Source organism: Ruegeria sp. HKCCD4884 (genome assembly GCF_013110855.1).
In the GTDB taxonomy this organism is placed as follows: domain Bacteria; phylum Pseudomonadota; class Alphaproteobacteria; order Rhodobacterales; family Rhodobacteraceae; genus Ruegeria.
Genome location: NZ_WVRJ01000003.1, coordinates 254,141 through 267,519, shown reverse-complemented (window position 1 = coordinate 267,519; position 13,379 = coordinate 254,141). Strand labels below are relative to the sequence as shown.

Genomic DNA, 13,379 nt, shown 5'->3' with positions numbered 1-13,379 from the left:
ACCGTGTTTGTTCACGTTCCAGGCGGAGGAGGCGGCAGGATTGTGAACAACTGCGCAAGTTCCTGCACGTCGCCTGCCTTTTTCCAACCGTCTTGTCCTGCGGTCCAGACATATGTGTCACGTGTCAGTTCGCCTTCGCTGGCCATGCGTCCCATCTTGGCTTTGGAAAACGGCCCACTTGTCTGACCATCCACAGCGATATGCCACACATGTTCGACAGGTGGCGGAGGAGGCGGTGCCGCATGTGCTACCGGTTGCGGGGCAGCGGGGGCGGGCGATCCCCACGGGCCGCTCGGCTGGCTCGCTGCCATGTTCGACATTTGCTGTGCCATCGCCATGCCCATACCCATGCCAAGACCAGCCCCCATGCCGCCGCCTTGACCCGGATTATTGGCCGCAGCCGTCATTGCCTCTGCAGCGGAATACTGTGTGAACTTACCCAGATCGCCCGCCAACCCCATCGATGTCCGCTTATCCAGCGCTGCCTCGACCGCAGGCGGCAGCGAGATGTTTTCAATGTAAAACTCCGGCATTTCCAGCCCATAGCTGTCCAGAACGGGTGTCACCTCGGCTGCGATGAGTTTGCCCAAATCGGCGGTGTTTGCGGCCATGTCCAGCACCGGAATGCCTGAGCCCGAGATGACGCGGCTGAACTCCTGCACGATGATATTGCGCACCTGAAAGCTGATTTCATCCATTGTGAATTCGCCATCTGTCCCGACGATTTCGACAAGGAACTTGGCTGGGTCCTTTACACGCACCGTGTAGGTGCCATAGGCCCGAATACGGGTTGGCCCAAACTCGGGATCGCGCAGCATGATCGGGTTTTTGGTGCCCCATTTCAGGTCGTTGAACCGAGTTGTGTTGACGAAATAGATCTCGGATTTGAACGGCGACTGAAAGCCGTGATCCCAATGCTGAAGGGTGGTCATGATCGGCATGTTGTTGGTCTCAAGCATATAGAGACCCGGCGTAAACACGTCGGCCAATTGCCCTTCATGCACGAACACCGCTGCCTGACCTTCGCGCACGGTCAGTTTGGCACCGTACTTGATCTCGTGCCCCTCACGCTCAAACCGCCAGACCATCGTATCACGGGTGTCATCCACCCAATGGATAACGTCAATGAATTCTCCGGTCAGAAAATCGAAAATTCCCATTTGGGTTCTCCTGTCCTTGGGGTCAGAGCGGCTGACCCATTAACTCGCGGGCAATAATACGTACGACGGGGCGCGCATCATCCACGCCCACACCAGGTTGTAGGCGCTGATCATACAGCATCGTCAACAGTTTCTCGTCATGGCTGGTCAGCAGCGCAAACTCATCATCATCGTTGAAAATCGAAGGCCGTGCTGCGGGGCTGTCATTGGACAGACCAAGTCCCTGCGCAATCTCTTCGTGAATACAACTGCGACGCACCAGATCGGTCAGTTCGGCCCGGATCAACGCGACTGCACGCACATATTTGTAGGGCGACGCCCTGGTCGCGGAGGCAAAGACCAGACAGTCGAAATTGGCGCGTGGGTTGGCAACAAGATCCAGCGAAGCCTGGCTGATATTCGGGATCAATTGCTTCAGGCGCGACGCGACATAGGCGCTGTCGTCCTTGCCTGCGAAAAAGACATGGAAGTTGGCGTTGCGCGACACAACCGAAATCGGGTGCTGGGTCAAACCGGCCAGACGGCCCGCGAACACGCGAACCTGATCCGCGTCCTTAGTCCGCGTTTCGGGCAAAACCGAAGGGCCAAACTCGGTCTGGATGCGCACTGGGCCGGACCAACGGCTCAGCTGCCCATCTGTCTGGCGAGAACCGATCGAAACACTCTGCGTCGGATATTCGCTGTAAAACGCGATTGCTTCGAAATTACGAGCCAGATCGTCGGCATCATAGGGCGTATCCGGTCCGCCGCCATCTGTACGCAACAGCCCCCGAACCAGAAGGTCGCGTTCAACCCGCTGGTAGAAACGCGCCAAATCCTGACTGGCGGCAGAGGGCGGTACATACGCATTCGCCGCTGTCGGTGCGGGTTCGGGCCGGGGTTGCGGCGCAACAGTGGATGTCAGGGTTTCATCGCAATTGGCCAAGGCCAATACCGAAGTCACCCCTAACGCAAGTTTCAGAGAGTTGAAGCGCCGCACGCGGATCCCGCCTTTAGCCAGGGACCGACGTACCGGAATTGTCACCAATCCCGTCCCGGCGCGCTTTGGCAGCGGCCAGCGTGTCACGCAATTCGGTCTCCATCTTTTGCAATTCAACCTCAGCCGCCGCGCGTTTCGCTTTACCTTCGTCCGCAATCGCCAGGCTTTCGTTGATAGTTCCGATCAGGTCAGCATTGGCCTGCTTGACGGCCTCGATGTCGAACACACCGCGCTCCATCTCTTCGCGGATCATCTTGTTGGATTCGCGTAAGTTGGCCGCGTTCGAGGTCAACAGTTCGTTTGTCAGATCATTGGCGTCACGTACCGCGGCTGCAGCCTCGGCGCTGCGCTGGATGGTGACGGCCTGCGCCAGCTGGGTTTCCCACAGAGGCACGGTGTTCACCAGCGTCGAATTGATCTTGGTCACCAGCGACTTGTCGTTTTCCTGCACCAACCGGATTGAGGGCAGCGACTGCATTGTGACTTGGCGGGTCAGCTTCAGGTCATGAACCCGGCGTTCCAGATCGTCGCGCGCGGCACGCATGTCGCGCAGTTCCTGGGCCTTCATAACCTGTTGATCCTCGGGCGCGGCCTCAACTTCGGCTTCTTTCTCGGGAATGTCGTGGCTGTCTAATTCGGTCAGCTTTTCCTCGCCTGCTGCGATATACAGCGCCAGTTCGTCATAAAAGCCCAGCGTCTTTTCATACAGCAGATCAAGCGATTTGATGTCCTTCAGCAGCGTATGCTCATGGCTCAGAAGGTCGTCGGTTATGCGGTCAATCTGGCCCTGAACTTCTTCGTATTGGGCGGTGAACTTGGCAAACGGCGCGGCCTTGCCCAGCAGTTTTTCCCACCAGCTGCGTTCGCGGCGCACGTCCAGTTCACTGACCGAGAAGCCGCGGATCGTGGTGACGATATTGCGTAGGCTGTCCCCGGCGGGGCCCACATCCTTGTTGCGCACATCCGCCAGCATGGCCTGACTGATTTCCTGCAGTTCGGCCTGTGCGGACGATCCGAAAGACACGATCGAGTTGGTATTGCCCATGTCGATTTCATCCATCCGCTTGCGGATTTCGGCACTAACGGGTTCGTCGGCGTCTTCCAGCGACACGACCTCGGCCTGAGGTTCAGGCAAAGCAACGGCTGTGACTTCCTGCACCAGAGTTTCGGCCTGAACTGCCTTGTTCTTGATCTCATCGGACATGGGGATGTTCCTCGCTCAAATAGTGGCCGGTCAGTCCAACCGGACGCCCTCGCGCTGCAACCTTTCGCGCAGCACGTCAATTTCAACCGTCAGATCACTGCGGTCATCCAATAGCATTTTGCGCGTACGCGCGGCGAAATTCTGTTCCAGATCGTCAAGCAGCGCAGAATAGTCCGCAAGCGCCTGCGCATCGCGGGTTCGCGCGTAGACGTCAGCAAACTTGACGGTCGCGTCCCGTGCGCCCTGCAGATAGACAGTCAGGTACTTTCTGGCACCGGCCAGATCGCGGGGGTCTTCTTCGACCGTGCGGAACAGATCCCGCGCGGTGTCCTGAAACCGCTCGACGCGGGCTTCGACCCTGCGGTCGCCTGCGCGTTTGATGGCGTCGGTCATCTCAGACAGATGTTTCTCGGCATCATCGACAACGCGGGCCACTCGGTCTTGTTGAAAGGTGTCGATCCCTTCCATGCCTTTGTCTTTCATCGGATCAATGCCGAATGAGACCGAGTGCAGAACGGTTGCCGCCACTCCGAAAAGCACCGGGGCCAACAAGCTGGCTTGTGCAGCAGTTTCTGCATCCAGAAACTCGGTCCTGTATGTGGCCAGTCCTGCACCCAGACCGGTCAGAATGCTTGCAAATATCTTGCGCGGAAAAGCAGGCCGTCGGGCGGTCTTTCGGGCGTTATACGCAGCTTCGGCCCGCAGACCTTCGCGCAGCAGGAACGCGGCAGCTGTCAAGATACCAGCTGCGATAAGCCCGATGGTCATGCCGATCGCACCATCGTTCAGCGACAAAAACACCAAAGGAATGGCCGGAAGAAACAAAAGGTTCGCACGCGCACCGGCAGGTTCAACCCGTGCGCCGTCAAATTGCCCCCTTGGCAGAGGTGAATCGCCCGAGGTATCGCCCTGCGGGCTGTACTTGCCGCCAAACCGCTTTGCCATGGCCTACAGCCCCCCAAGCAGGCCGGTGCAGACACCAAGCAACAGCAACAACAAGACAGCGTAGACGAGTTTTTGCACTCCGCTTCCGGACATCACGCCCCCCAAACAGCAGCATTCACTGAAAATTTAGGGGATGCGAGGGCTTAGCGCTAGGGGGAAGGTTGCCGAACCCGCATCACTTGCGAGGTTTCTTGCCGATTGGTGCCCGTTTTCTTTGCGGTCGGGCAGTGCGTTTTGGTGCGGCATCAGGTTTGACGTCTCCGTCCAGCCCAAGTTGATCGCGCATCACACGGCGGCGGACCTCTTCAACCTCGCCCTGCTTCAGGCTGCCCAATTGGAACGGGCCGTAAGACACGCGCAACAGGCGGTTCACGGTGAAGCCGATATCTTCCATCGCGCGGCGGATTTCGCGGTTCTTGCCTTCCCGCAGACCAATGGTCAGCCATGCATTGGCGCCTTGCTGACGATCCAGCGACACGGTCATAGGCTGAAACCGCTCACCTTCTATGACCAACCCTTTGCGCAGTGGTTCGAAATCTTCGTCTTTCGGGCGGCCATTCACCCGCACACGGTACTTGCGCAGCCAACCGGTCGAGGGCAGTTCGAGCTTGCGTTTGATGCCGCCATCATTGGTCAGCAGCAGCAATCCTTCGGAGTTCAGGTCCAGTCGCCCGACGCTCATCACCCGCGGCATATCTTCGGGCAGCTTGTCGAAAATCGTTTCGCGGCCTTTTTCGTCGCGCGTGGTTGTCACCAATCCCGCAGGCTTGTGATACAACCACAGGCGCGAGGGCTCGGGTTCCGAGACCGGTTTGCCATCGACAACGATCTTGTCTTTGGCCGTGACGTTCAGGGCAGGGCTTTCGATGATCTTGCCATTCACGGCCACACGGCCTGCTTCGATCATGCGCTCAGCCTCACGCCGCGATGCGATGCCAGCACGGGCCAGGACTTTGGCGATCCGGTCGCCGGGAGGAGGGGTCTTGTTCATGTCAGGCCCATACCGCATCCCGCGCGCTTGCGAAAGGCAGGTTTCTGATGCAGTCAGGGGCATGACGTTCAAATCTCATATGGATCAGGCTCTGGCCGAGGCACGCGCGGCAGCGGATCGCGGCGAGGTGCCAGTAGGGGCCGTTATCGTCGGGCCGGACGGTTCCGTTGTTGCAGCGGCAGGAAACCGGACGCGCGAATTGAAAGACCCAACCGCGCATGCCGAAATTCTTGCCCTGCGTGCGGCATGCGCAAAGGCGGGGTCCGAGCGTTTGCCGGACCATGATCTCTACGTCACGCTGGAACCCTGTGCGATGTGCGCTGCGGCCTTGGCAGCCGCGCGCATAAGGCGGATTTACTACGGCGCGGCCGATCCCAAGTCAGGGGGTGTGGCACACGGCGCGCGCGTGTTTTCACACCCGCAGGCGCATCACGTACCCGAGATTTACGATGGGATCGCCGGTGACGATGCGGCAGAGCTTTTGAAAGATTTCTTTGCATCTCGCCGCAAAGACGTGCCGGGCTGAAACCCCGCCTACAGTTTGATGGGCTGCATCACCTCGGGCTCTATCACGTTAACCTCCGGCAGCCCGTCGATCAGCGTCTGCGCCGATTGTTCCAGGATCGGGAAGGTCTTGTAATGGCACGGAACAACCGTTTTGAAGTTGAAGTAGCGCTTGGCCGCGTAGGCTGTGGCCTTCATGTCCATCGTGAAATGCCCGCCAGCTGACAATATGCCGATGTCGGGTTTGTAGTAATCCCCCATCCAATCCATATCGGCCATGATGTCCGTATCGCCCGAGACATAAAGCATGTGCCCCTCAGCCGCGATCATAAAGCCAACTTCACTGCCGCCGGTACGCAGCCCGTCTGGAGTTGAAAAAGTCGAGCTGTGAGACGCCGGAACCATAGTGACCTTTACCCCGTTCAGATCGACGGTGCCGCCTTTGTTGAAGCCGATGGTCTCGATGCTTTCGGCTTCGTTCCAGTATCCCATCAGATCGTACTGACCGACGACGGGGATTTTCAGGTGTTTGGCCAGAGGCAGTACATCAGCCACATGGTCAAAATGGGTATGCGTCAAAAGGATATGGGTGGCCCCATCCAACGCCGCGTCGTGCTGATCTTCCGCTAGAACGGGATTGCCGGTTAGCCAGGGGTCAATCAATAGAACCTGTCCCTGGGTTTCGATGCGGAAACTACCATGCCCCAGCCAAATAATGTTCATTCCAAATTTCCTCCAAAATGGTGTCTTGGCAGCAGCCTAGCATCGGCTATGTAAATTTCCATGGATTGGATTCGAGAAATTGATGGCTATTGTGAACGGCTGTCTCCGGACTATTGGGCAGAGCCAATAAACGCGATAACAAACGCAGCTTTTCTGATTTCTGCTTGGATCATGTGGAGGCGGGTTCGCAATCAGGACATGCCGCTCGCCATGGTCCTTGTTGCGCTTTTGGCGATGATCGGAATCGGCAGCTATCTGTTTCACACGCATGCTCAGGTCTGGGCGGCCCTGGCAGATGTGGCTCCGATCCTTCTGTTCATCGTGGTTTACATTTTTGCTGTGAACAAAAACGTCTGGCGGATGTCGTCGGGGTTGGCGTTCGGAGGGACGTTGCTTTTCTTTCCCTACGCGGCAGCAACCGTTCCGCTGTTTCAGCTTATTCCCGGGTTGGGGGGATCGGCAGGCTATGCGCCGATTCCTCTGCTCATCCTGATCTATGCGACCCTGCTGCGGGGCCGAGACCCGGTCTTGGCCAAAGGAATGTGTGTTGGAGCGTTGATTCTGATCCTTTCAATCACCTTCCGTGCGCTGGACTTGCCGGTTTGCGGGCAGTGGCCATCGGGCACGCATTTCATGTGGCACATCCTGAATGCCATCATGCTGGGTTGGATGATCGAAGTGTATCGCGCGGCCCTTATACGGGGCCGCTTTGCAACAGGTCTTGAAGCCTGAAAGGCGACGGGACGGTCCCTATCGATCGTCCTCTAAGTAAGAAAAGAGCGTTCCAGACTGCGTCAGTTCCGACTCAATCCTGAAAAGCTGCGGCCTGTTTTTCCGGCAAGTCGAATTCATTCAAAACCCGCGCGCGGCCCTCGGGTGACATCTTGCGGGCCGTCTTTTCAACGATGCTTTGGATTTTCTCAGCCGAGTGTTTCGCGGCAAAGGGCTGGAAATACCATTTCAGGAACACAAAGCAGATCACATCTTCCAGTGCCTGTACCTCTTCGTCGCGCTTGATGCCCTGTTTGCGCAACATCCGCCCTGCGGCCTCGACCTGGTCTGATTCATAACCTTCACGGGTCATCAAGCCCATGACCACTTCGGCGTGATGTACGGCCTGCGCCTTGCGCCAGGCCAGATAACCCGCCCGGCCTTGGGGATATTCACTACGGGCCAGTTTCCAGCGCTCTACATGCTGACCACGGGCTGCAATCTGAAGGGCGTCAGAAGCGTTCGGGAACAAACGGTCCAACTCGGCGGACATGCGTTCGCCGTAAAGCAGCGCTTCGGGTCGGCCCTCGTCGAGGTTGGGGTCATGTGCATTGGCTGCATCGATTGCGTCCAGAACCGCTTGCTTTTGCGCGCTCATATTTTGCTCCACTGGCTTGCCTACGCCACGAAAGTTTCGCAACCGTCTTGGATATTGTCGCTCATGCTAACGGCTTGCAGTGGGATGCGCATCCTGGAAAATGCAAAAAAGGCCGGGTCAGAGAGGGGATGTCCGACCCGGCCGGGACCTGCGCTTTATTTTGCAGGTTTAACCTGATCCTGCGTGACCGGTTCCGCGACAGGGGACGGGAAGGTCAAAGTGCGTGTCAGGTTGCTTGTGTCGATACCCAAAGCCATGGCCGGCGCGGCCAAAAACGTGGCGGACAAGACTGCGGCTGTGATCAGGGATTTCATTTTGTTTCTCCGGTTTGCGTTGGGTCGCTGTTTATAAAATGAACAGTACAGTTCAGTTTTCAAGGTCGATAATGAACTAATCAGTTTACTTTTTCGTATACCCCTCATTCAGATTTGAATGGCAGGCAAAGGCACGGAGCTCGAAACTCGGGCTCGCCCGTGGCGCAGTGGTCTTGCGACTGCCGCAACAGACGGGTAAACGCGCCATAACGTATATGAGGGAAGCCGATGTCGATTGACCAAAGCACCGCCGCCAAAGTGGCCAAACTGGCCCGGATCAAGGTCGAGGATGACGCGCTGCCGGCGCTGGCATCCGAATTCAACACCATCCTGGGTTTCATCGAGCAACTGAACGAAGTGGATGTCGAAGGGGTTGAGCCGATGGTTTCGGTCACGCCAATGCGCCTTAAGCGTCGTCAGGACGAAGTGACCGACGGCAACCAGCAGGACAAGGTGTTGGCAAACGCCCCCGACGCGCGCGAAGGGTTCTTCGCAGTCCCCAAAGTGGTGGAGTAAGACATGAGCGATCTGAACAAACTGGGCCTGGCCGAGGCCCGCGACGCGCTGCGCAAAGGTGACGTGACCTCGGTTGAGCTGACCGAATCCTGCCTGAAGGCCATTGATGAGGCCGACGCGCTGAACGCCTTTGTCCACAAGACGCCCGAAATCGCGCTGGAGCGTGCCAAAGCAGCGGACGAGCGGATCAAGGATGGCGACGCGCCGTCGATGTGCGGTCTGCCGATTGGTATCAAGGATCTGTTCTGCACCAAAGGCGTACCGTCGCAAGCCGCATCGGGCATTCTTGAAGGCTTCAAGCCTGAATACGAATCTACTGTCTCGCAGCAATTGGCCGATGCGGGTGCGGTGATGCTGGGCAAGCTGAACATGGACGAATTCGCCATGGGCTCGTCCAACGAAACCTCTGTCTACGGCAATGCGGTCAGCCCGTGGCGACGCGGCAATGATGATGCACAACTGACACCCGGTGGTTCGTCGGGTGGGTCAGCCTCTGCCGTGGCAGCCGATCTGTGCCTCGCCGCGACCGGCACCGACACGGGCGGTTCGATCCGCCAGCCTGCTGCGTTTGTGGGCATCACAGGCATCAAACCCACCTATGGCCGTTGCTCGCGCTGGGGCATCGTTGCGTTTGCATCCTCGCTGGATCAGGCTGGGCCGATGACCAAAGACGTGCGCGACGCCGCCATCATGCTCGAAGCCATGTGCGGACATGATGCCAAGGATTCCACCAGCGCCGAGTTGGCCGTACCGAATTTCGAGGCGATGCTGACCGGCGACATCAAGGGCAAGAAAATCGGTATCCCCAAGGAATACCGCATGGACGGTATGCCATCCGAGATTGAAAAGCTTTGGGCCGAAGGGGCTGAGATGCTGAAAGCTGCTGGGGCCGAGATCGTCGATATCTCGCTGCCGCACACCAAATACGCGCTGCCAGCATATTATGTGATTGCCCCGGCCGAGGCGTCCTCGAACCTGGCCCGTTATGACGGTGTTCGCTTCGGTCACCGCGCGCAGCTGGCACAGGGCGACGGCATCACCGAGATGTACGAAAAGACCCGCGCCGAAGGTTTCGGTCACGAGGTGCAGCGCCGCGTGATGGTCGGTACCTATGTGTTGTCGGCAGGTTTCTACGATGCTTACTACAACCGCGCGCGCCGCGTCCGTACCCTGATCAAGAAAGACTTCGAGGACGTGTTCGCTGCAGGCGTTGACGCGATCCTGACCCCGGCAACCCCCTCGGCGGCCTTTGGTCTGGGCGAAATGACCGAGGCGGATCCCGTTCAAATGTATTTGAACGACGTCTTCACAGTGACCGTTAACCTGGCTGGTTTGCCCGGTATTTCGGTGCCCGCAGGGCTCGACAAACAAGGGCTTCCGCTAGGTCTGCAGCTGATCGGACGTCCGTGGGAGGAGGGCGATCTGCTCAACACCGCCTATGCGCTGGAGAACGCGGCTGGTTTTGTGGCCAAGCCCGGGAAATGGTGGTAAGCCTCAGGCAACTGAAGCACGAGATACGGAGCCAAGTGATGCGCGTTTTGCTTTTGGTCCCCGCCCTGACGCTGGTTGCGGCCTGTACCGATGTCGCGCCGCTGACCAGCACCGGGTTCAATACGCCCGAATATCAGGCACAGCGCGAGGCGCAGTTGGCCGGGCAGGGCGCAGTAGGCAACCCGCTGCTGGCTCCTGTCGATGTGTCCCAGCAGCCGCTGGGCGCGCCCGGTTCGTCCACTGTCGCAACCGGTGAAAACGCTGATATTGCCAATCAGGCCGCTGCAGCCTTGGCCAGCACGTCGGGGCAGGGCTCTGGCGTTGTGCCTGCGGCACCGGCGTCAAACAACAGCGCAATATCTGACGAGCAGGACTTTGCTGCGGTGTCCGAACGCCGCAGCATCGAATCCGACGCCGCGCGGATCGAGCAGAACCGCCAAACTTACGAAGTTGTGGCCCCAACCGCCGTGCCAGAGCGCAACGCAAGCGGTCAGCCCAACATTGTGCAATACGCCCTTAGCACCTCGAACCCGGTCGGCACACAACTCTACAGCCGCGCAGGTTTTAACCTGCAAGCCAAGGCACAGCGAAACTGCGCGCAATTCCCATCCCCTGATCAGGCACAGATCGAGTTCCTGTCCAATGGCGGGCCACAGCGCGATCGCAAGGGGCTGGATCCGGACGGAGACGGCTATGCTTGCGGCTGGGATCCAAGCCCGTTCCGCAGTGCTGTCAACAATTGAACTCTCACCCATTTGGCATCCGTCGCCTAATTTCGGCGAACGCCGAGACGGGCTAACGCCGTCCTTGATCGTGATCCACTACACGGCCATGGGCAGCGCCCAGGCAGCTCTGGAGCGTCTCTGTGACCCGAAGGCCGAGGTTTCAGCCCATTACCTGATAGGCAATGACGGAACGCTTTGGCAAATGGTGCGCGAAGAAGACCGCGCATGGCACGCCGGGGCAGGTGAGTGGGATGGCAAGAACGACATAAATTCGCGGTCGATCGGGATCGAATTGGACAACACAGGATTGCATCCTTTTTCCGAACCACAAATGACGACGCTCGAAACTTTGCTACCTCGGATCATGAACACCTGGTCAATCCTGGCGTCGGGTGTGATCGGCCATTCCGACATGGCTCCGGATCGCAAATCAGACCCCGGTCCACATTTCGACTGGCAAAGGCTAGAGCGGCAAGCTTTGGCACGACCGCGCGGTTCAGACATCGCGTCAGCCTCACCAAGCCCGGGCGAATTCCGCGCCGCCGCGCGACGGGCAGGTTTCACTGCGCCGGTGGAAGATACTCAACTGCTGGCTGCCGTTCGGTTGCGGTTTCGCCCTTGGGCAAAAGGCCCTCTTGAAACTGCGGATTTGAATGCGCTAACGCAGCCCAACACAACAACCTGATCCGCTCTTCATCTGGCTAAAAATACCTCGGGGTTGAATTGGCCGCAGGCCAAGAAGGGGCTGGCCCCTTTCCCGCTTTCCACTCTTGACGCCGCAGGGCGCAAAGCCTACCCATCCCCCGCGCGGAGGGCCGGATGGCCGCTGGGGTCGCAAGGCCCGAGAGGAAAGTCCGGACTCCACAAGACAACGGTGCCGGGTAACGCCCGGGCGGGGCAACCCGACGGAAAGCGCCACAGAAATCAGACCGCCACACATGTGGTAAGGGTGAAACGGTGGGGTAAGAGCCCACCGCGCCGCTGGCAACAGGGGCGGCACGGCAAGCCCCACCGGGAGCAATGCCAAATAGGGTCCCCGCGCGGGATGGTCGGCGTCTGCCGATACCACCGCTAAGCGCGTCTTGGCCGAGAGGGACCGGGTTGGCAGCTTGAGCCGCGCAGCAATGCACGGCCTAGAGGAATGGTCATCGAAGGGGGCAACCCCGGAACAAGATCCGGCTTACAGGCCCTCCGCGCGTATTCAATTACCCTCCGGGCGGCGTGTAAGCCCCGGTCAGCCGGGCGGCTTTTTCGGTGACCGCGACGAATTCATCCGCGGTCCAGGCGCGGACCGTCTCGATATTCGTCACGGCACCCGATGCGGCAACGGCCATGCCCACTGCGACGGCGTCGGTCCCGTCGGGGGCTTCGCTGATCACAACAACATCGTTGCCACCCGTGGTCATGTAAAAAGACAGCAACCTGCCGCCGACTTTCTCGAGCAAGGTTTTGACCGGGCCTGTGCGGTTCTCGGGCTTCTGCAACATGCCTTTGACGCCAGCTTGCGAGTAAGATGCATAAGTAATGAAAATGGGCATTGAAACCTCCGAGTTTTGACAATCAATTGGGGCCATTGCATCGGCTGGCCCCTTGGGCCGATTGGTGTCAGCCGCCGGTAAGAAACGAGGCCGCGATTAACCAAACTCCTGCACCGATCAGTGCCACACCCGAGGCCGGAACCAGCCAGCGGGCGGTGGGGAGCAGTTTTTCAAGCGCCACATAGGCGGCGATCCCGACGATCCAGTACAGGTTCATGATGCCGCCGACGAACAGCAGCAGCATCAAAGCCCAGCAGCACCCCAAGCAATAGGTGCCATGCAGGCCGCCGGTTCTGAACGCCCCCAAAAGACCGGGGTGGTTGTGGTCCGCCAGAAATCGGGCGGGGCTTTGGCAATGACGCAGGCACGCGGTCTTAAGCTCCGAAAATTGATAGGCGCCCGCAGCCAGCAAAACGATTCCTGCAAAGGCGCCGGAACTTATTGTCATCATCGGACCGTCAGACAGTCCGATATGCTCTAACCCCCATTGCAAGACGGTTGCGGCAAGACTGAAGGCCGCCCACGCCACCAGATAGCCCGACAGAAAGCACAAGCTGAATGTCGCGGCACGCGCTTTGTCTGGCCCTACGCGCTTGAGCGCGGTGAACAAAAGCACAGCCGGCGCAGCGCTTGGGGTCATCATGGCAATCATCATGACCCACCACATAAGAAAGATCAGCAGGGCGTAACCGATGCTCCAGGCTGTGGCAGAACCCATGGTCATGGGCTCGCCAATCGGGCCCGCCATCCGCGTCATTTCAACTGCGGACATATTCATGCCAACCCCGGCCACCGTGTACCACGCGGCAGCAAGAACGATCAGCAGAACACTGCCCAAAACGATCGCAGTGTCCTGTCGCAACAACCGTTCAACGGCTCCGGCGTGGTGCGAGGAGTGTTGCCTTGTCATGAGGCACCCA

At 58.8% G+C, this 13,379-nt stretch carries 16 protein-coding genes and 1 other RNA gene; 7 read left to right on the top strand and 10 right to left on the bottom strand.

What is annotated here, in order from left to right; translation table 11 throughout:
* Positions 1 to 11 precede the first annotated feature (11 nt).
* The 5 genes from GS636_RS06130 to GS636_RS06110 all read right to left on the bottom strand — a co-directional run bounded on the left by GS636_RS06130 (position 12) and on the right by GS636_RS06110 (position 5,342).
* The gene (locus GS636_RS06130) at positions 12 to 1,160 is read right to left on the bottom strand and encodes an SPFH domain-containing protein (RefSeq protein WP_171668804.1); all 1,149 of its coding nucleotides are present in this window, start codon (positions 1,158 to 1,160) and stop codon (positions 12 to 14) included.
* A 22-nt stretch (positions 1,161 to 1,182) separates the two neighbouring features.
* Positions 1,183 to 2,187, bottom strand: a complete 1,005-nt coding sequence (locus tag GS636_RS06125) for a DUF2927 domain-containing protein (RefSeq protein ID WP_371808703.1) — start codon at positions 2,185 to 2,187, stop codon at positions 1,183 to 1,185.
* Positions 2,153 to 3,343 (bottom strand): toxic anion resistance protein, encoded by a 1,191-nt coding sequence (locus GS636_RS06120; RefSeq protein ID WP_171092540.1) that lies wholly within the window; start codon positions 3,341 to 3,343, stop codon positions 2,153 to 2,155. The genes GS636_RS06125 and GS636_RS06120 overlap by 35 nt, the downstream gene beginning before the upstream one ends.
* A 30-nt stretch (positions 3,344 to 3,373) precedes the next feature.
* A complete protein-coding gene (locus GS636_RS06115) occupies positions 3,374 to 4,288 on the bottom strand; it encodes a 5-bromo-4-chloroindolyl phosphate hydrolysis family protein (protein WP_171185140.1) in 915 nt (304 codons plus the stop codon).
* Between the two features lie 175 nt (positions 4,289 to 4,463).
* Positions 4,464 to 5,342 (bottom strand): pseudouridine synthase, encoded by an 879-nt coding sequence (locus GS636_RS06110; RefSeq protein ID WP_171668803.1) that lies wholly within the window; start codon positions 5,340 to 5,342, stop codon positions 4,464 to 4,466.
* Here GS636_RS06110 and GS636_RS06105 point away from each other — a divergent pair.
* The gene (locus tag GS636_RS06105) at positions 5,341 to 5,805 is read left to right on the top strand and encodes a nucleoside deaminase (RefSeq protein WP_171668802.1); all 465 of its coding nucleotides are present in this window, start codon (positions 5,341 to 5,343) and stop codon (positions 5,803 to 5,805) included. The genes GS636_RS06110 and GS636_RS06105 overlap by 2 nt on opposite strands.
* Before the next feature lie 8 nt (positions 5,806 to 5,813).
* Here GS636_RS06105 and GS636_RS06100 read toward each other — a convergent pair whose 3' ends face one another.
* Positions 5,814 to 6,506: a metal-dependent hydrolase gene (locus GS636_RS06100; RefSeq protein WP_171668801.1), complete on the bottom strand. Its 693-nt coding sequence runs from the start codon at positions 6,504 to 6,506 to the stop codon at positions 5,814 to 5,816.
* 60 nt (positions 6,507 to 6,566) lie between these two features.
* On the opposite strand from GS636_RS06100, the gene GS636_RS06095 reads away from it, so the two are divergent.
* The gene (locus tag GS636_RS06095) at positions 6,567 to 7,238 is read left to right on the top strand and encodes a ceramidase domain-containing protein (protein WP_171668800.1); all 672 of its coding nucleotides are present in this window, start codon (positions 6,567 to 6,569) and stop codon (positions 7,236 to 7,238) included.
* A 73-nt stretch (positions 7,239 to 7,311) separates the two neighbouring features.
* On the opposite strand, the gene GS636_RS06090 is transcribed toward GS636_RS06095, so the two are convergent.
* Positions 7,312 to 7,875 carry a DUF4202 domain-containing protein gene (locus GS636_RS06090; RefSeq protein WP_171668799.1) on the bottom strand — a complete coding sequence of 188 codons (564 nt, stop codon included), beginning with the start codon at positions 7,873 to 7,875 and terminating at the stop codon, positions 7,312 to 7,314.
* Between the two features lie 155 nt (positions 7,876 to 8,030).
* Entirely contained in the window at positions 8,031 to 8,189 is a 159-nt protein-coding gene (locus GS636_RS06085; RefSeq protein WP_171092527.1) for a hypothetical protein, read from the bottom strand.
* A 228-nt stretch (positions 8,190 to 8,417) separates the two neighbouring features.
* On the opposite strand from GS636_RS06085, the gene gatC reads away from it, so the two are divergent.
* The 5 genes from gatC to rnpB all read left to right on the top strand — a co-directional run bounded on the left by gatC (position 8,418) and on the right by rnpB (position 12,120).
* The gene (gatC, locus tag GS636_RS06080; RefSeq protein WP_171092525.1) at positions 8,418 to 8,705 is read left to right on the top strand and encodes an Asp-tRNA(Asn)/Glu-tRNA(Gln) amidotransferase subunit GatC; all 288 of its coding nucleotides are present in this window, start codon (positions 8,418 to 8,420) and stop codon (positions 8,703 to 8,705) included.
* Between the two features lie 3 nt (positions 8,706 to 8,708).
* Positions 8,709 to 10,196 (top strand): Asp-tRNA(Asn)/Glu-tRNA(Gln) amidotransferase subunit GatA, encoded by a 1,488-nt coding sequence (gene gatA, locus GS636_RS06075; protein WP_171668798.1) that lies wholly within the window; start codon positions 8,709 to 8,711, stop codon positions 10,194 to 10,196.
* 38 nt (positions 10,197 to 10,234) lie between these two features.
* Positions 10,235 to 10,939 (top strand): hypothetical protein, encoded by a 705-nt coding sequence (locus tag GS636_RS06070; protein ID WP_171668797.1) that lies wholly within the window; start codon positions 10,235 to 10,237, stop codon positions 10,937 to 10,939.
* On the top strand, positions 10,890 to 11,606 hold the full coding sequence (locus tag GS636_RS06065) for an N-acetylmuramoyl-L-alanine amidase (protein WP_171668796.1): 717 nt from the start codon (positions 10,890 to 10,892) through the stop codon (positions 11,604 to 11,606). The genes GS636_RS06070 and GS636_RS06065 overlap by 50 nt, the downstream gene beginning before the upstream one ends.
* A gap of 122 nt (positions 11,607 to 11,728) precedes the next feature.
* Positions 11,729 to 12,120: RNase P RNA component class A (rnpB, locus tag GS636_RS06060), an RNA gene on the top strand.
* A 6-nt stretch (positions 12,121 to 12,126) separates the two neighbouring features.
* On the opposite strand, the gene GS636_RS06055 is transcribed toward rnpB, so the two are convergent.
* Entirely contained in the window at positions 12,127 to 12,459 is a 333-nt protein-coding gene (locus tag GS636_RS06055; RefSeq protein WP_171092518.1) for a GYD domain-containing protein, read from the bottom strand.
* 67 nt (positions 12,460 to 12,526) lie between these two features.
* Positions 12,527 to 13,369 carry a DUF2182 domain-containing protein gene (locus GS636_RS06050; RefSeq protein WP_171668795.1) on the bottom strand — a complete coding sequence of 281 codons (843 nt, stop codon included), beginning with the start codon at positions 13,367 to 13,369 and terminating at the stop codon, positions 12,527 to 12,529.
* Positions 13,370 to 13,379 lie beyond the last annotated feature (10 nt).

Bases quoted from the DNA above. Each gene is read 5' to 3' on its own strand.
- gatC (WP_171092525.1), top strand. From the start codon at position 8,418: ATGTCGATTGACCAAAGCACCGCCGCCAAAGTGGCCAAACTGGCCCGG.
- GS636_RS06065 (WP_171668796.1), top strand. From the start codon at position 10,890: ATGCTTGCGGCTGGGATCCAAGCCCGTTCCGCAGTGCTGTCAACAATT.
- GS636_RS06100 (WP_171668801.1), bottom strand. From the start codon at position 6,506: ATGAACATTATTTGGCTGGGGCATGGTAGTTTCCGCATCGAAACCCAG.
- GS636_RS06130 (WP_171668804.1), bottom strand. From the start codon at position 1,160: ATGGGAATTTTCGATTTTCTGACCGGAGAATTCATTGACGTTATCCAT.
- GS636_RS06070 (WP_171668797.1), top strand. From the start codon at position 10,235: ATGCGCGTTTTGCTTTTGGTCCCCGCCCTGACGCTGGTTGCGGCCTGT.
- GS636_RS06090 (WP_171668799.1), bottom strand. From the start codon at position 7,875: ATGAGCGCGCAAAAGCAAGCGGTTCTGGACGCAATCGATGCAGCCAAT.
- GS636_RS06115 (WP_171185140.1), bottom strand. From the start codon at position 4,288: ATGGCAAAGCGGTTTGGCGGCAAGTACAGCCCGCAGGGCGATACCTCG.
- GS636_RS06110 (WP_171668803.1), bottom strand. From the start codon at position 5,342: ATGCCCCTGACTGCATCAGAAACCTGCCTTTCGCAAGCGCGCGGGATG.
- GS636_RS06120 (WP_171092540.1), bottom strand. From the start codon at position 3,343: ATGTCCGATGAGATCAAGAACAAGGCAGTTCAGGCCGAAACTCTGGTG.
- GS636_RS06105 (WP_171668802.1), top strand. From the start codon at position 5,341: ATGACGTTCAAATCTCATATGGATCAGGCTCTGGCCGAGGCACGCGCG.
- GS636_RS06095 (WP_171668800.1), top strand. From the start codon at position 6,567: ATGGATTGGATTCGAGAAATTGATGGCTATTGTGAACGGCTGTCTCCG.
- GS636_RS06055 (WP_171092518.1), bottom strand. From the start codon at position 12,459: ATGCCCATTTTCATTACTTATGCATCTTACTCGCAAGCTGGCGTCAAA.
- GS636_RS06085 (WP_171092527.1), bottom strand. From the start codon at position 8,189: ATGAAATCCCTGATCACAGCCGCAGTCTTGTCCGCCACGTTTTTGGCC.
- GS636_RS06050 (WP_171668795.1), bottom strand. From the start codon at position 13,369: ATGACAAGGCAACACTCCTCGCACCACGCCGGAGCCGTTGAACGGTTG.
- gatA (WP_171668798.1), top strand. From the start codon at position 8,709: ATGAGCGATCTGAACAAACTGGGCCTGGCCGAGGCCCGCGACGCGCTG.